Origin of the sequence: Lentzea sp. NPDC020367, from assembly GCF_044387305.1 — a bacterium.
In the GTDB taxonomy this organism is placed as follows: domain Bacteria; phylum Actinomycetota; class Actinomycetes; order Mycobacteriales; family Pseudonocardiaceae; genus Lentzea.
Map to the genome: position 1 here is coordinate 18,132 of NZ_JBIRVV010000024.1, position 22,317 is coordinate 40,448.

Annotated in this window: 16 protein-coding genes; 7 read left to right on the forward strand and 9 right to left on the reverse strand. The window is 69.9% G+C overall.

Translation table 11 applies throughout. The annotated features are described in order from the left end of the window. Positions 1-239: 239 nt before the first annotated feature. The 4 genes from ACH413_RS44650 to mraZ all read right to left on the reverse strand — a co-directional run bounded on the left by ACH413_RS44650 (position 240) and on the right by mraZ (position 4,277). Entirely contained in the window at positions 240-2,150 is a 1,911-nt protein-coding gene (locus ACH413_RS44650) for a penicillin-binding protein 2 (RefSeq protein WP_360048101.1), read from the reverse strand. Beyond that, complete coding sequence (locus ACH413_RS44655) at positions 2,150-2,728, reverse strand: hypothetical protein (protein WP_360048100.1); 579 nt, start codon at positions 2,726-2,728, stop codon at positions 2,150-2,152. Before ACH413_RS44655 ends, ACH413_RS44650 begins: the two co-directional genes overlap by 1 nt. Next, entirely contained in the window at positions 2,725-3,678 is a 954-nt protein-coding gene (rsmH, locus tag ACH413_RS44660; RefSeq protein ID WP_319977350.1) for a 16S rRNA (cytosine(1402)-N(4))-methyltransferase RsmH, read from the reverse strand. The genes ACH413_RS44655 and rsmH overlap by 4 nt, the downstream gene beginning before the upstream one ends. 167 nt (positions 3,679-3,845) lie before the next feature. Beyond that, positions 3,846-4,277, reverse strand: a complete 432-nt coding sequence (gene mraZ / locus ACH413_RS44665) for a division/cell wall cluster transcriptional repressor MraZ (RefSeq protein ID WP_360048099.1) — start codon at positions 4,275-4,277, stop codon at positions 3,846-3,848. Positions 4,278-4,682: 405 nt separating this feature from the next. Here mraZ and ACH413_RS44670 point away from each other — a divergent pair, with 405 nt between their 5' ends. The 3 genes from ACH413_RS44670 to ACH413_RS44680 are packed head-to-tail and all read left to right on the forward strand — an operon-like array spanning position 4,683 to position 9,482. Further along, positions 4,683-5,735, forward strand: a complete 1,053-nt coding sequence (locus ACH413_RS44670) for an AAA family ATPase (RefSeq protein WP_396426017.1) — start codon at positions 4,683-4,685, stop codon at positions 5,733-5,735. A gap of 2 nt (positions 5,736-5,737) precedes the next feature. Then, the gene (locus tag ACH413_RS44675; protein ID WP_360048097.1) at positions 5,738-7,003 is read left to right on the forward strand and encodes a DUF58 domain-containing protein; all 1,266 of its coding nucleotides are present in this window, start codon (positions 5,738-5,740) and stop codon (positions 7,001-7,003) included. 1 nt (position 7,004) lies between these two features. Next, positions 7,005-9,482, forward strand: a complete 2,478-nt coding sequence (locus tag ACH413_RS44680) for a transglutaminaseTgpA domain-containing protein (protein WP_360048096.1) — start codon at positions 7,005-7,007, stop codon at positions 9,480-9,482. Between the two features lie 67 nt (positions 9,483-9,549). Here the strand turns inward: ACH413_RS44680 and ACH413_RS44685 are convergent, their stop codons facing one another. Further along, complete coding sequence (locus ACH413_RS44685) at positions 9,550-9,945, reverse strand: DUF3040 domain-containing protein (protein WP_093597478.1); 396 nt, start codon at positions 9,943-9,945, stop codon at positions 9,550-9,552. A 282-nt stretch (positions 9,946-10,227) separates the two neighbouring features. Between ACH413_RS44685 and ACH413_RS44690 the strand changes: the two genes are divergently transcribed. Beyond that, positions 10,228-10,734 carry a hypothetical protein gene (locus ACH413_RS44690; RefSeq protein WP_360048095.1) on the forward strand — a complete coding sequence of 169 codons (507 nt, stop codon included), beginning with the start codon at positions 10,228-10,230 and terminating at the stop codon, positions 10,732-10,734. Next, positions 10,734-12,272: an alkaline phosphatase D family protein gene (locus tag ACH413_RS44695; RefSeq protein ID WP_360048094.1), complete on the forward strand. Its 1,539-nt coding sequence runs from the start codon at positions 10,734-10,736 to the stop codon at positions 12,270-12,272. The genes ACH413_RS44690 and ACH413_RS44695 overlap by 1 nt, the downstream gene beginning before the upstream one ends. 153 nt (positions 12,273-12,425) lie before the next feature. Here the strand turns inward: ACH413_RS44695 and ACH413_RS44700 are convergent, their stop codons facing one another. Further along, the gene (locus ACH413_RS44700; RefSeq protein WP_360048092.1) at positions 12,426-15,581 is read right to left on the reverse strand and encodes a S8 family serine peptidase; all 3,156 of its coding nucleotides are present in this window, start codon (positions 15,579-15,581) and stop codon (positions 12,426-12,428) included. A gap of 270 nt (positions 15,582-15,851) precedes the next feature. On the opposite strand from ACH413_RS44700, the gene ACH413_RS44705 reads away from it, so the two are divergent. Further along, complete coding sequence (locus tag ACH413_RS44705) at positions 15,852-17,357, forward strand: M48 family metallopeptidase (protein WP_360048090.1); 1,506 nt, start codon at positions 15,852-15,854, stop codon at positions 17,355-17,357. Positions 17,358-17,375: 18 nt separating this feature from the next. Continuing rightward, on the forward strand, positions 17,376-18,476 hold the full coding sequence (locus ACH413_RS44710) for a DUF4034 domain-containing protein (protein WP_360048088.1): 1,101 nt from the start codon (positions 17,376-17,378) through the stop codon (positions 18,474-18,476). A gap of 680 nt (positions 18,477-19,156) precedes the next feature. Here ACH413_RS44710 and ACH413_RS44715 read toward each other — a convergent pair. The 3 genes from ACH413_RS44715 to ACH413_RS44725 form a co-directional block, all read right to left on the reverse strand. Next, positions 19,157-19,816: a hypothetical protein gene (locus tag ACH413_RS44715; protein ID WP_360048087.1), complete on the reverse strand. Its 660-nt coding sequence runs from the start codon at positions 19,814-19,816 to the stop codon at positions 19,157-19,159. Between the two features lie 85 nt (positions 19,817-19,901). Beyond that, the gene (locus tag ACH413_RS44720; RefSeq protein ID WP_360048085.1) at positions 19,902-21,176 is read right to left on the reverse strand and encodes a DNA polymerase IV; all 1,275 of its coding nucleotides are present in this window, start codon (positions 21,174-21,176) and stop codon (positions 19,902-19,904) included. Between the two features lie 35 nt (positions 21,177-21,211). Then, complete coding sequence (locus ACH413_RS44725) at positions 21,212-22,309, reverse strand: amidohydrolase family protein (protein WP_360048084.1); 1,098 nt, start codon at positions 22,307-22,309, stop codon at positions 21,212-21,214. Positions 22,310-22,317 lie beyond the last annotated feature (8 nt).

Sequence of the window (22,317 nt, forward strand, 5' to 3'; positions counted from 1 at the left end):
CGTCCTCAGGCGCTTGAACAGGGACGACGGGCGCCGTCCCCAGCAAGAACGCCAAGATCGAATATCCGATGGAACGCACGACGCACCTCATCTCGTTCAGCTCTCCGGTTTCGGAGAATTAAACGTGATGAAATGCGTCTCAACACGAAGAAGTTTTCACTGTCAAAACAACGGAATCACGCCTGCGCGCGCCGGTGCCCCTTGTGGATCCGGGGCGCGCCGCCCACAATGCACGCCCCTCACAGCTGCAGCTGCACGAACGGCGTCTGCTCGACCGACATCGGCACCTGGAACCGCTGGGTCAGGAACGTCGCGATGTCGTGGAACAGCGGCGCGGCCGAGGAGCTGAACTGGGTGCCGGTCGGCGCGTCGAGCATGATGCCGACGACGTAGCGCGGGTTGTCCGCCGGGAGGATGCCGGCGAACGTGATCCAGTACTGGGACTGGGAGTAGCACTTGCAGTTCTGGTCGATCTGCTGCGCCGTGCCGGTCTTGCCCGCAATCTGGTAGCCGGGAAGGGCTGCCTGCTTGCCGGTGCCGTTCTGGTTCGCGTCCTGCGGGTCGGACTGCGTGACCGAGCGGAACATCTGCCGGACGGTCTTCGCGGTCTCCGGCGACACCACCCGCACGCCGTCCGGGCGCTGCTTCTCCGAACGCGCGCCCTCCTCGCCGATCTCGGCGCGGATCAGCCGTGGCGGGACGCGCACACCGTCGTTGGCGATGGCCTGGTACATCCCGGTCATCTGCAGCAGCGTCATCGAGAGGCCCTGGCCGATCGGCAGGTTGCCGAAGGTCGAGCCGGACCACTGGTTGAGCGGCGGGACCTGGCCCGCCTCCTCGGCGGGGACACCGGAGTTCGTGCGGCGGCCGAGACCGAACTTCTGCAGCATCTCGGCGTAGCGCTCCTGGCCGACCTCCTGCGCGGCGAGCAGCGTGCCGACGTTGGAGGACTTCGCGAACACGCCGGTGAACGACATGGGCACGGTCGGGTGGTTCCACGCGTCCCTGATGGTCCGGTCGGCGACCTTGAGCGATCCCGGCACCTGCACGACGTCGTCCGGCTTGAACAGGCCGTACTCGACCGCGGCGGCGGCCGTGACGATCTTGTTCACGGAGCCGGGTTCGAAGCTGTAGGCGACCGCGGTGTTGCGCTTCTGGTCCTCGCTGGCCTTGCCGAAGTCCGTCGGGTCGTAGGTCTTGTCGTTGGCCATCGCGACGATCTCACCGGTGCGGCTGTCCAGCACGACGGCGGAGGCGTTCTTCGCGCCCGACTTCTTCGCGTAGTCGCCGACCATCTTCTGCACCGCGTACTGGGTGTCGATGTCGATCGTCAGCTCGAGGCTCTTGCCGGGCTGCGGCTTCACGAGTTCGCGCTCGGTGTTCGGGATGACGAGGGTGTCGTCGCCCGACATCGTGTCGACGACACGACGGCCCGTGCGGCCCGCGAGCACGTTGTCCTGGGCGTTCTCCAGCCCGAGGATGCCCTGGACGGTCGGCGGCTTCTCCTCCTGGCGCCAGTTCGCGGCGCCGATGATGTTCGCCGCCAGGTCGCCGTTGGGGTAGATGCGCTTGGAGCGGTACTCCGAGCCGATCTCCGCCGGGAACTTCTCGACGATCTTCGCGGCCTTGGCCGGCTCCGCCTCGCTGACCAGGACCTCGTAGGAGATGTCCTTGACGAGCTGCTGGTAGACGGTCTCCTCGTCGGTCTTCTCCCCGTTGACCTCCGGGCCCAGCGTCGACGAGATGAACTTGGCCATCTCTCGCGCGCGGTCCTCGTAGGTCCCCGGGTACTTCTTCTCGTCCTTCGCGTGCGCTTCGTCCCAGGCTTTACGCGCGCGCTGCGGAAGGATGTAGAGCGCGCGCACCTCGATCGAGAACGCGAGCTGGTTGCCGTTGCGGTCGAGGATCGACCCGCGCTCGGCGGGGATGTCGATGGGCGTCGTGCGCTGCTTCTGCGCCTGCTGCGACAGCTCGGCCGCCTGCAGGCCCTGCACCTGCACGAGCTTGACGCCCGCGATCAGCAGGGCGCCGATCAGCAGGATCCGGCCGACGCCGATGCGCAGCCTGCTGTTGCCGCCCAGGCGCGCGGCCGGGCGGGAGCCGCGCACCGACAACGGACGGCGCGGTCCCCTGGTCTGCGGACCGGGCATCAGCCACCCGCCGGAGGCGTCTGACCCGCCGGAGGGGTCTGGCTCGCGGGCGGTGCGGGCGTCTCGGACGACGGCGGGGGCGGAGGCGTCGACTTGGTGGGCGCGCTCGGCTTGCCGAACTCCTCGACGGAGCCGTCCGCGTTCTGCCGCAGCCGTGCCGGGTTGGACGGCTCGACCAGGCCCATCTCACCCGCGCGGCGCGCGAGGTCGGTCGGCGACTCGAGCAGCGCCACCTCGCGGCGCAGCTGCTCCATCTGCAACGTCAGCTTCTCGGCCTCGGCCCGCGCCTCCTGCAACCGGTAGGTGTCGGCGGCGGCCTGGGTGGAGAAGTACATGATCCCGGCGACGCCCGCGCCCAGCACGAGCATCACCAGCACGACGAACGGAGCCTTGGACACGGCCTTCTGCTGCGGGCTCGCGGAACCGCCGCGCAGGTTCGAGGCGCGCTGGGCCCGGCGCGCGTAGGCACGCTCGGCGCCGGCGGTCCGCCGCCGGGCCTTGTCCTTCTCCTGGACCTTGTCCTGCTTCGGGGAGGGGTCGCGGGGTGACGACCCACCGACCCGTGCGGGTGCCGTCATCTCGGCTCTCCGATCCGCTCCGCCGCCCGCAGGCGCACCGGCGCCGCACGCGGGTTGTCCTCGATTTCCTTCTCGTTCGCGAGTTCCGCGCCCCTGGTGAGCAACTTGACCTCGGGTCCGTGGCCGGGCAGCTCGACCGGCAGGCCAGGCGGCGTCTTGGACTTCGCCAGCTCCGCGATCGCCTGCTTCACCATCCGGTCCTCGAGGGACTGGTAGGACTCCACGACGATCCGGCCGCCGACGCGCAGCACGCCCAGCGCGGCGGGCAGTGCCAGCCGCAGCGACTCCAGCTCGCCGTTGACCTCGATCCGCAGCGCCTGGAACGTGCGCTTCGCCGGATGCCCGCCGGTGCGCCGCGAGGCCGCGGGCACGACGGCGTAGAGCAGCTCGACGAGCCTGCCGCTGTTGGTGAACGGCTCCTTCTCGCGTTCCCGCAGCACCGCGGACGCGATCTTGCCCGCGAACCGCTCCTCGCCGTAGGTGGAGAGGATCCGCGCGAGGTCGCCGTGCCCGTACGTGTTCAGCACGTCCGCCGCCGTCATGCCGGTGCCCTTGGACATCCGCATGTCGAGCGGGGCGTCCTTCGAGTACGCGAACCCGCGCTCCTCCTCGTCCAGCTGCAACGAGGACACGCCGAGGTCCATCAGCACACCGTCCACACGCGAGTAGCCGAGGTCTTCCACGGCTTCGTCGATGTGGTCGTAGGTGACGTTGACGAGATGAACGCGGTCACCGTGGCGAGCGAGGCGCTTGCCGGCCATCTCGATGGCCTGCGGGTCGCGGTCGAGCCCGATGAGCGTGAGTTCGGGGTGGGCGCTCAACAGCGCGTCGGAGTGGCCGCCCATGCCGAGCGTCGTGTCGACGACGACGGCGGGCTTGCCGGAGAGCGCTGGAGCGAAGAGTTCCAGGACGCGGTCCAGCAGCACCGGAACGTGCCGCGGCTGATCCATCGTCCCTCTACTCCCCTGATGCGCGTTTCGGGTGACGTCAGGTCCCCGCCCGCCCGTCGAACCTGGCGCCGGGGAAGGTGCGCCAGGGCCGATTCTCGAGCGGACCGAGGCCTCACGGCACCCGAATCGCGTGTGGAACATCCGGCCTGTTGCTCGGCTGACCGCCATCAGAAGACGCCCGGAATGACCTCCTCGCGAGCGGTGGCGTAGCCGTCCTCGTGCTCGTCGAGATAGGTCTGCCAGGCCGCCGCGTCCCAGATCTCCATCCTGGTGAACGCGCCGACGACCACGCACTCCTTGGTCAGCCCGGCATACCGGCGCAGTTCCGGTGCGATCAGGACGCGGCCCTGACCGTCCGGACGCTGCTCGTCCGTACCTGCGAACAGATAACGCTGATAGGCGCGTACGGCGTCGTTGGTGAACGGCGCCTCGGCGACTTTCTTCGCCATCAGTTCGAACTCAGCCCGGGGAAACACGTACAGGCAGTGGTCCTGGCCCTTGGTGACCATGAGACCTCCCGCCAGTTCGTCCCGGAACTTCGCAGGCAGTGTCAGCCGACCCTTGTCGTCCAGGCGCGGGTAGTGAGTGCCGAGGAACATCGGCAGCCACCTCCCTCACCGGGCGACGGACCGGCAGCGGAGCCCCCGTCTGCCCCACCGGCCGCCACAGTACCCCACTTTTCACCACAGTCAACGTTGAAACAGGTGTCCACACAGCATGTCGTGACACATTTTCCCAGGTAGACGCCGTGGGGCAGCGTGGGGGGACGGTGGGGGAGCTGGTCAGTCACCACCTTCGCGGGTGAGGGTTCAGCCCGGATTTAGCACTCGAACGGCCTAGAAATTTCCGCCAAAACCGAGAGTTGCGGCGAGTTGGTGGGGGAAGGTGGATGCTGGTGGAGCGAACCCGATGTAGCCCGCAGGTGTAGGGCACTTAGCCGTGGTTTGACACACTGCGTGAAACGCTCACACGTCCGTGTTCCGGACACGGCTGCTGGAGGTTTAGTGACGCCGGGAAGCCCAAGCGCGAACAGTCATGCGCCGGTCGATCAGATTCTGGGAGAGTTGCACGGCGCGGTCCAGCGGATCGCCGCCAACGTCGAGCGGGTGCTCGTCGGTAAACCAGACGTGGTCCGCCTTGCGCTCGTGACGCTGCTCGCCGAGGGGCACCTGCTGGTCGAGGACGTGCCGGGTGTCGGCAAGACCTCGCTGGCGAAAGCGCTTGCCCGTTCGATCGACTGCACCGTGAGCCGAGTGCAGTTCACGCCCGACCTGTTGCCGAGCGACATCACCGGCTCCTCCATCTACAACCGGCAGGAGAACGACTTCGAGTTCCGGCCTGGACCGATCTTCGCGAACATCGTCGTCGGCGACGAGATCAACCGCGCCTCCCCCAAGACGCAGTCCGCGCTGCTGGAGTGCATGGAGGAGCACCAGGTCACGGTCGACGGCAACACGTACCCGCTGGGCTCGCCGTTCATGGTGATCGCGACGCAGAACCCGATCGAGATGGAGGGCACCTACGCCCTTCCGGAGGCGCAGCGCGACAGGTTCACCGCGCGCGTGTCGATCGGGTACCCGGACCCGCAGGCCGAGCTGGCGATGGTCGACGAGCACGCGGGTCACAACCCGCTCGACGACCTGAGGCCCGTCTCGGACGCCGCGCAGATCCTGCGGCTGGTCGAGGCCGTGCGCCGGGTGCACCTGTCCCCCGAGGTCCGCCGGTACGCAGTCGAGCTGGTCTCGGCGACGCGCCGTCTGCCGGAACTGCGACTCGGTGCCTCGCCGCGGTCCACGTTGCACCTCGTCCGCGCCGCACGCGCGCAAGCCGCGCTGGCCGGTCGTGACTTCGTGGTGCCGGACGACATCCACGCGATCGCGATCCCGGTGCTGGCCCACCGGCTGGTGCTCACGGCAGAGGCGCAGGCCGCTCGCCGGTCCCCCGCCGAGTTGATCAGGGCGCTGCTGCAGCGGGTGCCGGTGCCGACGGCGGCACTCGACCCGAGCGCGGCGTTCGTCCGCAGCATGAACAACAACAACGCAGGGACGCCACGCTAACGATGCGCACCGCACTCTCCGGTCTGACCACACGCGGAAGATGCTTGCTGGCCGCGGGGTTCGCCGCCGGAGTGTGCGCCGCCGTGCTGAACGAACGCGACCTGTTGCGGGTCGCCGCGTTCGTGATCGCGCTGCCCCTGCTGGCCGCGTGGCTCGCGACGAGGGCTCGGGTGGGGTTGCACGCCGCCCGGTTCCTCGCCCCGAGCCGGGTGCCGGTGGGTGCGGCGTCCGAGGTGAAGCTCGACCTGCGCAGCACCGGCCGGCTGCCCACGGGCGGGCTGATGCTGGAGGACACGGTGCCGTACGCCCTGGGCGCGCGACCGCGGTTCCTGGTGGAGCGGTTGCCCCGCAACACGCCGACGACGTTGCGCTACCCGCTCAAGCCGGTGATGCGCGGCGTCCAGCAGGTCGGCCCGCTGATGGCGCGGATCACCGACCCGTTCGGACTGGCCGAGTTCGACCGCGAACTCGCGGGCCGGTCGCGGCTGGTCGTGGTGCCGCGGGTCGTGCGGCTGTCTGGTCTGCCCGGCGGTTCCGGCATGGGCGCCGGCGACGACGGCTCGGTGCGGCTGCGGGCCGGACAGGGCGAGGACGACGCGGTCGTGCGGCCGTACCGGCAGGGCGACGACCTGAGGAAGGTCCACTGGCGGTCCACGGCCCGGCGCGACGAGCTGATGGTGCGCGTCGAGGAACGTCCGTGGCGCGGCGGCACGACCGTGCTGCTGGACCACCGGGTGCACGCGCACCGCGGTAGCGGGCCCACGGCCTCACTGGAGTGGGCCATCTCGTTCGCGGCGTCGATCTGCCTGCACCTGCACCACTTCGGCCACCAGGTGCGCCTGGTCTCCGAGGACGGGCGGGTGCTCGCGGGCGGGTCGTCCGAGGGCGGGCACAGCGACCACGTGGTGCTGGACTCGCTCGCCGCGTTGCAGGGCTCGCACCGCCGTGAGCTCACCGGCGGGATGGACCCCGGCGCGGGCCAGGAGGTCATCGCGGTGCTCGGCGGACTCTCGCCGGCGTCGGCGGAGGAGCTGATCCGGTACCGGCCGCGCGGTATGCGCAGCATGGCCGTGTTGCTGGACGTGAACGCGTGGGCGGGCGGCACGGACCCGTCCGCTCCCGAACCCGAGGACGCCCGGCGGTTGCTGAACGGCGCGGGCTGGGGCGTGGCGATCGCGAAGCCGTCCGCGTCGATGCAGCAGGTGTGGCAGGAGTTGTGCGCCTCGGCCGGTAACCGGGGTCCGTCGGTGCGCTCGGAGGTGGGCTGAGATGGGGACCCGTTCCGCTCCGGCGACGAGAGGCACCGAACCCGAGTGGTTCACCTCGGCGACGCCGTGGATCGCCGCGCTGGCCGTGCTCTGCGCGTCCACCGCGCTCTCCGGTGTGATCGAGGGCGACCTGTGGCTGGCGCGGATCGGCGTGGTGATCGTGGCGATCACCGTGACCGGCGCGTTCCTGCGAGCGACCCGGCTGACTCCGCCGCTGGTCGCGATCGCCCAGGTGTTCGTGCTGTTGTGCCTGCTCACCGCGTTGCACACGCGGTCGGGCATCTTCCTGTTCATCCCCGGCCCCGAGGCGTTGGGCGAGCTCGGCGACGTGCTCGCGGACTCGGTCGCGCAGGTGCAGACCGGGGTTCCGCCGGTGCACGCGTCGCCGGCGATCCAGGCACTCGTGGTACTGGCGATCGGCCTGGTCGCGGTGCTGGTCGACACGCTGGCCGTGGCCGCGGCGGCTCCGGCGGCGTCCGGGCTGGTGCTGCTCTGCGTGTTCGCGGTGCCCGCGTCGCTGGCCGACGAGATGCTGCCGTTCTGGACGTTCATCCTGGGTGCGGCGGCGTTCGCGATGCTGCTCGCGGTCGACGGCCAGCACCGGCACGAGGCGTGGCGCGGCCGGCTCGGTTCCGGGTCGGCGAGCGGGTCCGGCGGGTCCGCGACGTCGGTGGCGGCGATCGCGATGGTGATCGCGCTGATCGTCGGCGCGGGTTTCACGCTCGTCGGCACGGTCGGCAGGCTGCCCGGCAGCGGTGCCGGTGGCGGTGGCAAGGGCGGCATCGGCCTGAGCGAGATGACGTCGCTGCGCGGCATGCTCAACCGCGGCCGGACGGCCGAGGTGTTCTACGTGCGCGGCATGACCGACCCGATGTACATGCGGGCGTCCACGCTGGCCCAGTACGTGCCGAACAAGGGCTGGGAACGCGGCAGTCCTCCCGGCGGCCAGCCCGCGCGCGGTGAGCTTCCGCCGCAGCCGGGCGACCGCGGCGAGGGCAAGACCACCAGGATCAACATCGAGCCGCGCGACTGGCGGAGCTTCTGGCTGCCGACCTACGGCGCCGTCCGCCGCATCGACACCCCGGACGACGACTACCAGTTCGACCCGAAGAAGGGCGTGATCTACACCCAGCGGGAGCGCGAACCGGAGTCGTACGAGATCGACACGGTGATGTCGACGCCGACGAAGCAGGCGCTGCGGCTGGCTCCGACCCAGGCCAACGCGGTCGATCGCGAGTACTACAAGTTCGACGGTGTCGAGCAGGAGGTCGTGGACCTCGCCAAGAAGACCGTCGAGGGCGCCACCAACGACTTCGACAAGGCCGCCGCGCTGACGGCGTTCTTCAACAGCCCCACCAGCAACTTCAAGTACCAGCTCGAGACCAAGGGCGACGTCACGACGGACGCGCTGAGCGACTTCGTGCTGCGGAGCAAGGTCGGCTACTGCGAGCAGTTCGCGTCCGCGATGGCCGTGATGGCCCGCGTCGTGGGCCTGCCGTCGCGGGTGGCGATCGGCTTCACCGCCGGCGTGCCGTCCGCGGACAACGCGTACCGCGTGATCAGCACCGACGACGCGCACGCGTGGGTCGAGATCTTCTTCCCGAACTACGGCTGGATGACCTTCGACCCGACCCCGGTCTCCGACGGCCGCGGCATCGTCCCGCCGTACCTGCGCGAGACCGCGCCTGGCCAGGAGGAGCAGCCGACCGCCGAGACGACGGCGCCGTCGGTGGCGCCGTCCGCGACCGGTTCGGCCCAGGCCTCCACCTCGCCCGACGGCACCGACGGCGACCAGGGACTGCCGCAGGCGGGTTCCGAGGGCCCGCAGCCGTGGCACCTGTGGGCGCTGGGCGTGGTGCTGGTGCTGGCGGCGTTGCTGTCGATCTTCCTGGTCCTCGCGCTGCTCGGTGTGGTCGGCGCGGGCCTGATGGGCGCGGCGTGGGCGCGCAAGCTGCTGATTCCGGCCGCCGCCGCGTTGTGGCTGATCGGTGTGGGGCTCGCGGCGGCGTTGCTCTCGTGGTGGCTCGCGGTGGTGCTCGTGATCGCCGGGGTCGTGTTCACGCCGTTGCTGGTGCGTGCCGTGCGACGGCGCAACCGCCTGCACGCGGTGACGGCACTCGGTCCGGGCGCGGCCACGGCTGCGTGGAGCGAGCTCATGGCGGAGTCGATCGACCGCGGCGCGCCGGTGCCGGCCGCCGAGACGATCAGGCTCGCCGCCCGCCGGTTGGCGCGCGAGCACAACCTGGACGACGCGGGCAAGGACGGGCTGCGGCTGGTGATCGGCGCGATCGAGCGGTCCTGGTACAGCCCGAACCCGGCCGCCGACCCGGCGTTGCCCGGTGCGCTGGCCGCGGTGCGACAGTCGTTGCGACAGAACGCCCCGCTGTCGTTGCGGGCGAAGCTGTTCCCGAAGTCGGTGCTCAAGCCGACGCCCGCGCCGATCGCCGAGACGCCCGACCGGGAGCCGGTCGGGGTGTAGGTCCGTGGCATGACGATGGGCCCGCTCCCCGTTCGGGGGCGGGCCCATCGCTGTGAGGCTTGGTCGGTTACTGCTCTTCGTCGAAGCGGCGGCGGAAGCGCTCTTCCATCCGTTCGGAGAACGAGCTGCGGCTGCGCGCGGGCTTGCCGTCCTCCTGCGCTCCTTCGGCGACCTGGTCACCGCGACGCAGCGTCGTCAGGGTGATGAGCACACCGAAGAACATGAGCAGGAAGCCGAAGACGCTCACCACGGGGATGCTGGCGATCGCGAGCTGCGGGAGCATCACGCCGGTGATGAGCGCGGCCACGCCGACCACGAACAACACGATGCCCTGCACACGGCGTCGCTTGGACGGCCGCCGCAACTTGGCGCCCCGTACGGTAGATGCGAACTTCGGGTCCTCGGCGTAGAGCGCGCGCTCGATCTGGTCGAGCAGTCGCTGCTCGTGCTCGGAGAGTGGCATCGTTCCTCCTCCGGCACAGCGGTCGCGGGCGCCGGGTGTTTTCGGTTTCCGCCGAACCCGGCGGACGACCCACCCTGGGGACGTCACCTTCCAGGATACGATCCGCGCGCCCCGGCGACTACCCAGTCGGCCTTCTCATACGGTCTGATCTGTCACCATCATCCTCCTGGGGCAGCGGTGAGGCCTTCGTGAGGCTCTCTCAAGCCCCTTGTGGCCTTCCGTTCACACGTCGTTCGGCCTCGTGATCCGTCCGGGACAGCCCCGCTTGCTCGGATCAGTGCCATGACCGAACTCATCGTCAACGGCGCCGCCGAGCAGGGCCTGACCGGCTGGCTCGTCGTCGCGGGCGCCCCCGTCGTGCTGCGGTACGACACGGGCCAGGGGTATCCGGGGCCCGGTGATCCCGGTCCGGCGCGGCGCGGCTCGTCGTTCTTCGGCGGCGGCGACACGCCACTGAGCACACTGCGACAGAGCGTGACATTGCCGCGCAGGCCGTCTCAGTTCGCCGTGTCCTGCTGGCTCGGCGGCTACGCCGCGCAGCAGGACGGGGCCCGGCTGTCGGTCGAGTTCCTCGATTCGGGCGGCACACCGCGCGGCCTCGTGGTGCTCGGACCGGTGACGGCGGAGGAGCGCGCCGGCCGCACCGGCCTGGTCGAGCGTTCCGTTCGAGGCGCGGTGCCGCCGGGGAGCCGGACGGCGGTCGTGACGCTGCAGATGACCCGATCCGGTGGTGGTACGTCGAACGACGGCTACGCGGACAACATCTCGTTCACGGTGGAGGCCCGCTGATGCTGAACCGACGTGATCTCCTCCGTGCCGCGGCCGCCGCAGGCGCTCTCGGCACCGTGTGGCCGCTGTCGGCCGGTCTGTCCCCCGCGCAGGCGCACGCCGCCGCTCTCGATCTGGGCGCCTCGTGGGATCCCGCCCCGTTCACGCTGGGCGTCGGATCCGGGGACCCGTTGCCGGACAGCGTGATCCTGTGGACGCGGCTCGCTCCCGAACCGCTGGCGTTCGAGCAGCCGCTGCCCGAGATCGTCGAGGTCGAGTGGTCGGTAGCGCTGGATCGCACGATGCGTTCGCGTGTCGCGTGCGGGACTGTCGCGGCGTCGAACCTGTTGGGGCACAGCGTGCACGTGCCCGTGCACGGCCTCCGTCCCGGCCGCACCTACTACTACCAGTTCTCGGCTTTGGGCAAGCGTTCTCGCGTCGGCCGCACGCGCACGGCCCCGGTCGGCCCGGTGTCGAAGGTCCGTTTCGCGACGGCGAACTGCCAGGCGTTCCACGACGGCTTCTACGCGGCACATCGCGGAATCGCGGCCGAGAACCTGGACTTCGTCGTGCACCTGGGCGACTACATCTACGAACACGGCCAGGTCGGCGGCACGCACGTGCGTGATCACGAGGGCCCCGCCGTGCTGTCCCTTGCGGACTACCGGCGCCGCCACGCCTTGTACAAGGGTGATCCGTCACTGCGCGACGCCCACGCCGCCCACCCGTTCTTCCTCACCTGGGACGATCACGAGGTCGCCAACGACTACAGCGGCACCGACGGCTCCGCGCCGTTCGTGAAGCGCCGTGCCGCCGCCTACCAGGCCTGGTACGAGCACCTGCCGATCCGCGCTGGGAGCGCTCTCGAACCGCAGATCTACCGCAACCGCCAGTGGGGTTCCCTGCTCGATCTGACGGTGCTGGACCTGCGGCAGTACCGGTCCGCGCAGAACCTCGCCGGCGGCACGATCCTGGGCGCCGAGCAGAAGAAGTGGCTGCTGGACGGCATTTCTTCTGCTCGAGAAGCCTGGCAGGTGTGGATCAACTCGATCATGCTGTCGCAGCTCGCCCGCACCGGCGGCGGCTACTACTTCACCGACCAGTGGGACGGGTTCCTGGCCGAACGCCGCGAGGTGCTCGGCCACGTCGCCTCGGAAGGCCTGAAGGACCTCGTCGTGCTGACCGGCGACTGGCACTCGGCGTTCGTGGACGACATCAGGCCGGACTTCGACGACCTCTCGTCGCCGGTGATCGGGACGGAGTTCACCGCGCACTCGGTCACCTCCGGCGCCTACTCGCCGGAGTGGAACGCGGTGAACGGGCCGGTGATGGGGGCGGCGAACCCGCACCTGAAGTACTTCGAGGGCAACAGGTACGGCTACGACGTGTACGAGGTGACGCCAGAGCGGTTCACCACGCACATGAAGGTGATCGGGGACCGGCGGGACGCGGCGTCGCCGGTGTCGACGCTGACCACGTTCCACGTCGATCGGGGGAAAGCAGGGAGCTACGAGGACCCGGCGACCGCCGGCTCGCCCGCGCAGTACCGGCGGCCGTGAGCCTGCTCCTGAAAAGTGTCAGACCCGCTGAGTAAGCTCGGATTCGGGGGATCCCAGGCCCTGTGAGGCCGGAGGGTGGATCCCCCGAATCCGATGCTAGTCAGCGGGTCTGACAGTTCTGGCCCGTCAGAACTGATCGGCCAGAACGGTCGGTCAGCTCGCGATCTTGTAGGCGTGGATGATCGTCACCTCGCCGGTGTTGCCCGCCGCGTCCATGGTCTTGGCGCGCAGCGAGGCGAACTTGGCGTTCTTCGGGTGGTGCACGATCGCCTTGTCGCCGGCGACCTGCACCTGCTTCCAGGTCGCGCCGTCGTCGAAGGACACCTCGACGGTGACGCGCTTGACCTTCGGCGTGTTCTGCGCCTGCTCGACCTTGAGCGGGACGAGCTGCACCCGGCCGTGCGCGGTGTCCTTGTCGTCGAGCTTGGGCAGGAAGCGGACCACCGTGAGCGGGAGGTGCGTGATGTCGGTGGTGTGCTTGGCCTTGAAGGTCCAGGCGCCGCTCACCTTGTTCGACAGCTCCGCGTCACGGCTGTGTGCCATCTCGGCCCGGTAGGTGCCTTCCGCCGCCGGGACGTCGAAGATCGCGGTCGGACGGTCCTGCTCGCCGAGCTTGGTTCCGTTGTGGAACAACGAGGTCTTCGCCGTTCCGCCGTTGAACCTGCCCGCACCGCCGTTGCTGTCGGTGAAGAGCGGCACCCTGACGGCGATCTGGTCCTCGAACCTCGCGAGGCCGAAGCCGGGCGCGGACGGAACGGACGGGCCGAAGACCGCGGCACCGAACGTCTGCGAGTACTTCTTGCCTCCCTTGAAGGAACGCGTGGGCGTCTCGGTCGAGTACTCGTTGTTGTTGTCCGGGCCGACCCGGTCGTAGATCCAGTTCCACGTGCCGGTACCGGTCGAGACGAGGTCGATCGCGCGGCCGCCCTCCGGCACCCGCGTGAACCAGCCGAAGCCGCCGCTGCCGTCGACCGGGTTCGGCATGACGGCGACGCCGTGCTGGCGGCCCTCACCGGCGTAGCGGAAGCCCGTCGTCATCTCGGCGAGCTCGTTCGCCTTGGCGGTGCGCTCGTAGCCGGTCGGCATCGCGTTCTCGGTGTACATCAGGCGATAGCTGACCGGGGTCTTCTCGTCGCGTGGTGTGCCCTGGAGCTGCTCGGCGATCGTGACGGAGAAGCCCGGCGCGGCCGAACCGATCTGCGCGGTCGACACCTGGCCCGCCAGTCCGTCGAAGAACGCCCAGCCGTGGCCGAAGGTCCTGCCCGCGATCTGGGTGGAGTAGCCGATGGTGCCGATCATGCCCTTGGCGGCGGCGTCGGGGGTCTTGAGCGCGACCGGCTTGGCGTTGCGCGCGTCGATCGTGATCGACCCCTTGCCGGTCACCTGGAACTTCGGCTGCACCTGGAACGCGACCTTGAAGTCCGGGGTGATGACGGCGCTGTCCACGAGGTACTCGCCCTTGGGCAGGCGGACGTTCTTGGCCAGTCCCGGATAGACCTTGCCGGTCGTGGTGTTGACGAAGACCGTGCTCTGCGACTCGGCCGGGTTGCCGTCGCTGCCGAGCACCGCGACGGCGGTGTCGTAGCTCTCGACCTCGCGGTTGACGCTCACGAGCGTGCGCAGGCCGTTCGACGCGACGATCGCGCCGCTGTAGGCACCGTCCGGCGCGTTCGCCTTGGTGTCAGCCGTGATCGTGGCCTTGGCCTCGCCGCCGGCGGGGATCGTGACCTTCGCGGGAGACACGGTGAAGAGACCGGCGGGCGAGGGCTTGCCGTCCGGTCCCTTGACGTCCACGCTCAGGTCGAGCGTGACGGGCTCCGTGCCGGGGTTGCGGTAGGTGACGTCGCGGACGACCTTCTGGTCGTCGTCGTGCGGCCACTGCTGCACACCGAAGTTGATGTTCGCCGGATCGGCGATCACCTGCTGTGCCAGCATCTTCGGCACGTCCACGCGCCCGGTGCCCTGGTCGAACGCCGTCAGCGACGGGTTCGCCTTGGCCGACGCCATGATGGTCGCCTTGAGCCGCGCACCGCTCCAGTCCGGGTGCTGCTGCTTGAGCAGCGCGACGACACCCGCCACGTGCGGCGTCGCCATCGACGTACCGGACATCGAGACGTGGCCCTGCGTACCGGCTTCGGCCGCCACGATGTCGACGCCGGGCGCGGTGACGTCCGGCTTCACCGCACCGTCCGCGGCCGGGCCACGGCTGGAGAACGGCGCGATGCCGTCGTTGCGGTCCACGGCGCCCACGGTCAGCGCGGACTCGGCGCTACCGGGCGAGCCGATCGTCTCCGGGGCCCCTGAGTTGCCCGCCGCGATGACGAACAGCGCGCCGGTCTCCCGGGAGATCCGGTTGACGGCCTCCTCGATCGGGTCGATCTCCGGGGTGTCACCTCCGCCCAGGCTCATGTTGATGACACTCGCGCCCTGCTCGGCCGCCCACTGCATGCCGCCGAGGATCGCCGACTCGCTGCAGCCGCCGGGCTGGCAGACCTTGCCGTCGAGGATCTCCGCGTCCGGCGCGACACCGCGGTACTGCTCGCCCTTGCTGGCGATGGTCGACGCGACGTGCGTGCCGTGCCCGACCTCGTCGGTGTTGTCCGGCGACTCGGTGAAGTTCTTCTCGGCGATCTGCTTGCCCTGCAGATCCGGGTGCTTCTCGTCGACGCCCGTGTCGAGCACCGCGACCTTCACGCCCTTGCCGGTGACACCGGCCTGCCACGCCGCCGGCGCACCGATCTGCTTGGTGCTGCGGTCGAGCGACACCTTGCGGACGCCGTCCAGCCACACCTTCTCGACCGCGCCACCGCGCAGCGACTCCCAGGCGCTGCCCGACTTCTCGACCGTGCCGGTCACCAGCCCGTTGACCGATCCCTTGGCCGCCAACGCCGTGACGCCCGATCGTGCGCCCGCCGCCGGCCGCACGATCACAGGGACGGTGGTGCGCCGCGAGTCGTCGTAGCCGAACTCGGCCAACGACGTCACGTCGAACAACCTCGGGTCGAGCTTTCCGCTGTCCACCAACGCGATCGCGTCCGCGGGCACCACGTGCTGATGCCCGTCCCGCGTGAAGGTGCGCACCGGGAGCCTGCCCCGGCCCGGACCCGGCACGACCCGCACGACGCGGTCTCCCGCCAGCTCCACCCGGTCACCGGTGATCAGCGTGACGCTCCGGTCCCCCTGCCCCGATGACTGCTCACCCGCGTGCGCGACGGCCGTCGTCCCCGTGATCGTTCCGGTGGTGACGAGGCCTGCCGACAACGCGAGCGCGGTGATCCCCCGACGGGCACCTCGCTGTCCTGCTCTCACTGGTCTACCTCCAGCGCTAGATGAGGTGCTGCGTCAGTGACCGTAGGGACACCGAGCGTTACCCCACCTCCATCTGAAGGCCGGAGCTGCACCTGCGGATGTCATCCCGCAGAGGTACGCGGACTGGCCGATCGGCTGGTTGACACACCTCCTGTCGTTTCGGGCCGACCGTCTTTTCGGGATTGAGTCGTGACCGTGCTTTCGTGCACACTTCGTGCTGCCGTCATCTGGGGGCGGCGCCGGGGGCTTTGGGGGAAGGTCGCTCTACTCATGCGTGTTTCGTTGCGTGCTGCCATCTCGGTGGCACTGCTCGTCGGTTTCTACGTCCTCGCCTTCGGGTTGATCGGCGGCCTGCTCGCGCTGGAGACCTACGCCCTGATCGAGCGGCCGTTCGTCGGCGTGAAGCTGGCACTGTTCGTCGTTCCGGCGGTGTACGCGCTGGCCAAGGGCCTGATCTCGCTGGAGCGCCGCGAGCGCGACGAGGTGCCCGGCATCCTCGTCACTCCCGAGGAGCAGCCCGCGCTCTGGGACCTCGTCCGCCGCCTGGCCGCCGACGCGGGCACCCGCCCGCCGGACGAGATCCGGATCCTCGCCGCGGTGAACGCCGGTGTCGCCGAGGACACCCGTTTCCTGGGCCTGCGCGTGCTCCGGCGCAGGATGTTCATCGGTGCACCGTTGCTCACCTCCTTGACCGAGAAGCAACTCATCGCCGTGCTCGCCCACGAACTCGGGCACTACGCCAACAAGGACACGCGCCTCGCCGGCGTCGTCGTCTCGGGCCGTGACGCCATGCTGCGCGCCGGTTCCCACATGAACGCCGAGCAGTGGTTCCAGCGCATGATCGCCAAGCTGTTCCGCGGCTACGCCAAGCTGTACCTCCGTGTCTCCCAGGCGATCAGCCGGCGCCAGGAGTTCGCCGCCGACCGCCTCGCCGCCACCCTCGCGGGTTCGTCCGCCGCCGCGTCCGCACTGCGCGAACTGCCGGTGATCGACGCCGCGTGGGACCTCTTCACCAACCGCCACCTGACCGTCGCGTGGGAGCTCGGCTACCTGCCCACGACGTTCTTCGACGGCTTCGCCCGCCTGCGCACCTCCCCAGAACTCCACGAGGAGCTGGAGGAGATCCGCCAGCACCCGCACGACCCGGACCGCGGCCCGTACGACTCGCACCCGCCACTGCGGGACCGCGTCGCCGCGATCGAGGCGCTCGGCCTCGAACCGGAGTCGGGCTGGGGCGACCGCCCGGCACTGGAACTGCTGACCGACCCGATGCCGTTGCTGGACGCGGCCGTGCTCAGCACCCTGGTGTCCGACGCCGCCGAGAAAGAACGCGTCGACTGGGCCACGCTCGGCCACATCGGCGCCCGAGCCCGCGTCGTGCGCGGCACCCAGCGGCTGCTGGAGGCGTCCGCGGTCAAGATGAACCAGCGTCCGTCACTGACCACGGTGCTCGACGCGCTGGACGCCGGCCACCTCGCCGACCTCGGCACTCACCGGCCGGGCAACTCCGCCGCCGGCGCCCGAGCCCGCCGCGAGATGGCCCGCGGCGAAGTTCTGCCCGAGCTGTCCGCACTGGTGGCACTGGCCTTCTCCGACGCGGGCCTCGCCCGCTGGGAGCTCGACTGGCTGGGACGGACCACCTTCGTCACCTCCTCCCACGACTTCGACATGGCCGAACACCTGGACGCCGCGGTCGCCGACCACGGCAGCACCGAAGGCCTGCGCGCCGCGCTGGCCACAGCCGGTGTGGCCCCCGACTACCGCCCCGCGCACTGAACGTTCAGGAGAAACCCCGTGGTGCTCTCACTTCTCTTCAAGCCCAAGGAACTCATCACCGTCATCCGCCTCATGCGCGAAGCGAAGCGGCTGGGCGTGGAGATCGACGACCTCCCTGCCGACGTGGTGGCGACACACGTCCTGCCCAAGACGCACCCCGAGCGCTACGGCCTCGTCCCCGACGCCGAGGTGACGACCACCTCGCCGATCGAGGACCTGGCCCTCGCCGCGGTGAAGGACGACGTCCGCGCCGGCAACTGGGAGAACGCCGCCGACCTGGTCACCGCCACCCACGGCGACTGGGACCGCCGCCAGCGCGTGGTGTGGGCCCTGGCCGACCTCGCCGCCAAGGACGACGCCTGGATGGACGCCTGGCAGACCGCCCGCCCAGGTGACCCGCACTGGATCGTGGTGCACGCGATGTCGCTGGTCGCCCTGGCCTGGGACATCCGCGGCAGCGCCACCTCCTCCGAGACCACCCGCGAACAGTTCGACGGCTTCCACCGCGTCCTGTTCGAGGCGCGCGAGGCCGCCGGCATCGCCGCCAGGGTGATGCCGGACGACCCGACCCCGTGGAACACGATGCTGACGCTCGCCCGCGGCCTGCAGGTGGACCACGACGAGTTCCGCGCGATCTGGGCCGAACTCGTGTCGCGCGATCCCTTGCACCACAACGGACACTCGCAGGCCCTGCAGTACTGGTGCCGCAAGTGGCACGGCTCCGACGAGGAGGCCTTGGCGTTCGCCCTCGAGGCGGCGGCCAAGTCGCCCAAGTTCCTGTCGCTTCCGCTGCACGCCGCCTACGAGGCGGAGAGCACCTCGCCGGACATGTGGAAGTCGCCTGCGGTCGTGGGGGCCCTGGACGCGCTGCTGGCACGGCTCGCGGACGAGGGTGCCGACACATACGCACTTCGGGATGACCGCGGGTATGCGATCTACGCTTTGCTTGAGCTGCAGCGGTTCGAGGAAGCCGTGGGGCAGTTCCGGGCTTTGGGGGCGATGGCGGACGCGGGGCCTTGGGACTACTTCTCGGACCCTCGGTTGAAGTTCCTGAGTCTGCGGGGGATCGCGGTCAAGGCCGCCGCCAAGGGCAAGGGCGTCAAGGCTCCGGTTCGGTAGGGATGGCTTGGGTCCTTTCGGTTGGGGCGACTGGGATTTGCGCCGGGTCGGGGGCTGGGTTCGGGCCTGATCGGGATGGTCGGCTGACGCTCGCGAGGGGTGGGCCGCACGGTGCGGTCCGTTAGCTGGCGGGCGAGCAAGGCCGCAGGTCCGAGGTGACGATCAAGCTTGCAAGGCCGGGCATGACTGGCGACTGACACTTGGCATCGTGTTGGTGCGGATCGAGTTGATGAGCGGACGACCGGCGGCCCGGCTGGCCGGAGCGGACATACGGGTCAGCCGACGCTCGCGAAGAGCGGGCCACACGGGTGCGGTCTGTCGGTCGGCGGGCGAGCAAGTCCGCAGGGGTGACGATCAAGCTTGCGAGACCGGGCATGACTGGTGGCGCAAGCGAAGGTGAGCCCACGCCAGGTCTGGTCCGGCGGCTGGTGGACGGGCAGGGTTGCGGGTTGAAGGGGCTGGCAGGCCTGCGAATTGGTCGGCTGGTTGGGGTTTCTGGGATCGTTGGTCGACGGCGACGTTCGGCGGCGAGTGCGTGGGCAGGTGGGCAGCGCTCGGGCCCGCGGACTGGTTGCCGCCGGCCGAGCAGGGTGACGGCCGCCGGGGCGGCTGCGCGCGGACTGGTTGGGCCGTGCGCCGCCGGGGGCAGGGCCGGTGCGAACGCCTTGTGGGCGGGCGCGTCAGCCGATCGGTAGCGGGGTTCGGGCCTGCGGGACCGCGAGCGGGCGGCGGTCCATCACGGCCAGTTCCAGTTGGCGGGCCGGGGAGTCGCCCAGCAGTTTGCGGGCCAGGGTGGTGCCCTTGCGCGGGGCCAGGGCCAGCTCGGCTCGCAGGGCTTGGACGCCGACGTAGTGCGACACCTCGTCGAGGATGGCTCTGGTGTCCGGGATCGAGCGGGTGCGGCGGATCGCGTCGACGGCGGCGCGTTCCAGCGGCGCCACGTGGAAGCCCCTGCGCAGGGCCGGTTTGGGGAGGCGGTCCGTTCGTTCCAGGTGCAGGGTGGCGTGGCCCCAGGCTCTGGAGTGGCGCGGGGCCAGGACGTGGATCGCGTCCGCCGCCGGCAGGACGGATCTCATGCCGTGCAGGTAGAGGGCGTCGAACGCGGTGAGCATCGCGCCCTCACCCGCGTAGAGGAGGGCGGCCTGCACCAGCTGCTCGCGGGACGGGCCTGCCCTGGACAGCAGGAAGATGGTCGGGAACAGGCGTTGCCAGGGGCCGCCGGGGCGGGAGCGCTGGTCGATCAGGGACGAGGACAGTCCTATGTGGATCAGGGCTGCGACCGGGGCTACTCGGTGGACGAAGAGGGTGCCCAGGGCTTCCAGGTCGATGGGGTGGCGCATGGGTCAATGGTGCGGCCGGGACGGGACCGGAAGTCACGGACAGGGGCAACCTGTGGACAACTTCGGGGTTGTGGACAAGTCGCGATCACTCGGGCTTCGGTTCGAACTCCGCTGTCCTTTCCGGACTCTCGCGTAGCAGTGAGGCAGGCCGGACGGCCAGTGAGCCGAAGCGGGAACGGGCCTGGTCAGCGGCCTGCTCGGCTTCGCGCCAGCCGCGTTCCGGCGCGTCGAAGATCAGCTGCTGGGCGGAGTCGGCGTTGTCAAGACCCTCTATCCGGACGCCGATCAGACGGACCGCGCCGGGCGGGGTCTGGGTGTCCAGCAGCTCGGTGGCGACCCGGTAGACCTCCTGGGTCACGTCGGTCGCCACCGGCAGCGTGCGCGAGCGGGTGATCGTCGTGAAGTCGGAGAAGCGGACTTTGATCGACACCGTGCGGCCGAGCAATCCCTTGGCGCGCAACGAACCCGTCGAACGCTCGGAGAGCCGCAGCAGTTCGCGGCGCAGCAACGCGCGGTCCGTGACGTCGACCTCGAAGGTCTCCTCGGCGCCGATCGACTTCTCCCGTGACACCGGCACCACCGCACGGTCGTCGACCCCGGCGGCCAACGCGTACAGGTGCTCGGCCAACGCCACGCCGATCTTGCGGCGCAGGCGGGGAAGAGGCATCGCGGCCACGTCGGCGACGGTGTCCAGGCCCAGTTCCTCCAGGCGCGCAGCGGTTTTCGCGCCGACACCCCACAACGCGGAGACCGGCAACGGGTGCAGGAAGTCCAAGGACGCGGAATGAGGCACGACCATCATGCCGTCGGGCTTGCACATTCCGGAGGCGAGCTTCGCGAGGAACTTCGTCGAGGCGACACCGACAGAACAACTCACGCCGTGATCCGCGAACACGCGGGACCTGATCAACTCCCCCACGCCACCGGGTGTCAGGCCGAGCCGGCGAAGCGCACCGCCGACGTCGAGAAACGCCTCGTCCAACGACAAAGGCTCCACCAGCGGCGTGATGTCGCGGAAGATCGCCATGACCCCGCGCGAGGTCTCCTGGTAGAGATCGAACTGCGGCGGCAGGTACACGGCGTGAGGCGCCAAACGGCGAGCATGCGCGGTGGGCATCGCGGAACGCACACCGTACTCACGCGCGAGGTAGTTGGCGGAACACACGACACCACGCCCGCCGACACCGCCGACCACGACCGGCACGGTCGCGAGCTCAGGACGTTCGCGGATCTCCACCGACGCGTAGAAGGCGTCCATGTCGACGTGCAGCATCCGGCAGCCCGTGTCGTCAGGCCAGACGCCGTCACGCGCACGGAACCGGTCGACCAGGCCGCGTGGCAGGTTCGCACTGCGACCCATGAACACCCCTCTCGAACGTCAGTTCGAGGCAAATCCTACAGTTTGTACACACGCGCCGCGTTCTCCGACGCGATGAGCCGTGCGATCCGATGCGCGTCCTCCTCGGCGAAAGCATCGCTCCGCAGCCCATCAGCCAGGAAGTCCGACAACGCGCGCCTGAACAGCAACGCGCCGAGGTAGTACAACTCAGGCAGAGCGAACGCGTCGGACGAGAACAGGAACTTCCCGTACGGCACGATCTCCAACGCCTCCGCGAACACCCGCGACGCCTGATGCCCCAGCCCGTGCGTCGCCAGCCCGAGGTCGCAGAACACGTGCGGGAACACCTGCGCGAGATACCCGGCCTGCCGGTGGAACGGGTAGTTGTGCAGCAGCAACACCGGCACGCCCAACCCCGCGGTCGCCCGCAGGAACGGCGTCAGCAACGACGGATCGCACCGGTGCAGATCGATGTCCGAGTCGCCGTAGCCGACGTGGAACTGCAACGGCAGCCCGGCGTCCAACGCCTCCCACGCCAGCCACGTGATCACCACCGGGTCCTCCAACCGCCCCGCCGGCCACGCCGACACCGCCCGCTCCACGTCCGCGTCGGCAGGCCGCACGCCCGGAAGCCCCAGCCCGATCCGGTAGGCCGCGACGGACTTCGCCCCCACCGCCGAGGACGACGCGAGCCGGGACCGAACAGCCGCCAGAAACTCCGAGGGCGACACGGAAGGCCTCAAAGACTCCGCCAGCGTCTCCAGCCGCACGATCTCGTGCGCGACACCCCCGCCCAGCCCGGCCAGCTCCTCCGCCGACAACAACCGCTCCGGCTGGAACCCGCCGTCCACCAGGAACGTGTGGATCCCGGACGCCATCAGGAACGTCCGCGACACCTCGGCGATGTGCAGCGAGTTCCGCCGTTCGAGGTACTCCTCGGCCGGCGCGTGCCGGGGCAGGTCCAGCAACGGGGCACACCACCTGCGCACCGCGAACCCGATCGCCGAGTCGAAGAACGATCCACCCAGCGGAGACACCGCATCGGCCTCCAGCAACAGCGACTCGAACTCCGCACGCGTGCTGTCGACCCGCAGCACGCCGTGGCAGTGGTGATCTATCAGCCCGAGTTCGGCGACGAACGGCAAGATGCCCATAACCTTAG

Bases quoted from the DNA above. Each gene is read 5' to 3' on its own strand.
- ACH413_RS44720 (WP_360048085.1), bottom strand. From the start codon at position 21,176: ATGGGTCGCAGTGCGAACCTGCCACGCGGCCTGGTCGACCGGTTCCGT.
- ACH413_RS44680 (WP_360048096.1), top strand. From the start codon at position 7,005: ATGGGGACCCGTTCCGCTCCGGCGACGAGAGGCACCGAACCCGAGTGG.
- ACH413_RS44715 (WP_360048087.1), bottom strand. From the start codon at position 19,816: ATGCGCCACCCCATCGACCTGGAAGCCCTGGGCACCCTCTTCGTCCAC.
- ACH413_RS44655 (WP_360048100.1), bottom strand. From the start codon at position 2,728: ATGACGGCACCCGCACGGGTCGGTGGGTCGTCACCCCGCGACCCCTCC.
- ACH413_RS44675 (WP_360048097.1), top strand. From the start codon at position 5,738: ATGCGCACCGCACTCTCCGGTCTGACCACACGCGGAAGATGCTTGCTG.
- ACH413_RS44695 (WP_360048094.1), top strand. From the start codon at position 10,734: ATGCTGAACCGACGTGATCTCCTCCGTGCCGCGGCCGCCGCAGGCGCT.
- rsmH (WP_319977350.1), bottom strand. From the start codon at position 3,678: ATGGATCAGCCGCGGCACGTTCCGGTGCTGCTGGACCGCGTCCTGGAA.
- mraZ (WP_360048099.1), bottom strand. From the start codon at position 4,277: ATGTTCCTCGGCACTCACTACCCGCGCCTGGACGACAAGGGTCGGCTG.
- ACH413_RS44705 (WP_360048090.1), top strand. From the start codon at position 15,852: ATGCGTGTTTCGTTGCGTGCTGCCATCTCGGTGGCACTGCTCGTCGGT.
- ACH413_RS44725 (WP_360048084.1), bottom strand. From the start codon at position 22,309: ATGGGCATCTTGCCGTTCGTCGCCGAACTCGGGCTGATAGATCACCAC.
- ACH413_RS44690 (WP_360048095.1), top strand. From the start codon at position 10,228: ATGACCGAACTCATCGTCAACGGCGCCGCCGAGCAGGGCCTGACCGGC.
- ACH413_RS44650 (WP_360048101.1), bottom strand. From the start codon at position 2,150: ATGCCCGGTCCGCAGACCAGGGGACCGCGCCGTCCGTTGTCGGTGCGC.
- ACH413_RS44685 (WP_093597478.1), bottom strand. From the start codon at position 9,945: ATGCCACTCTCCGAGCACGAGCAGCGACTGCTCGACCAGATCGAGCGC.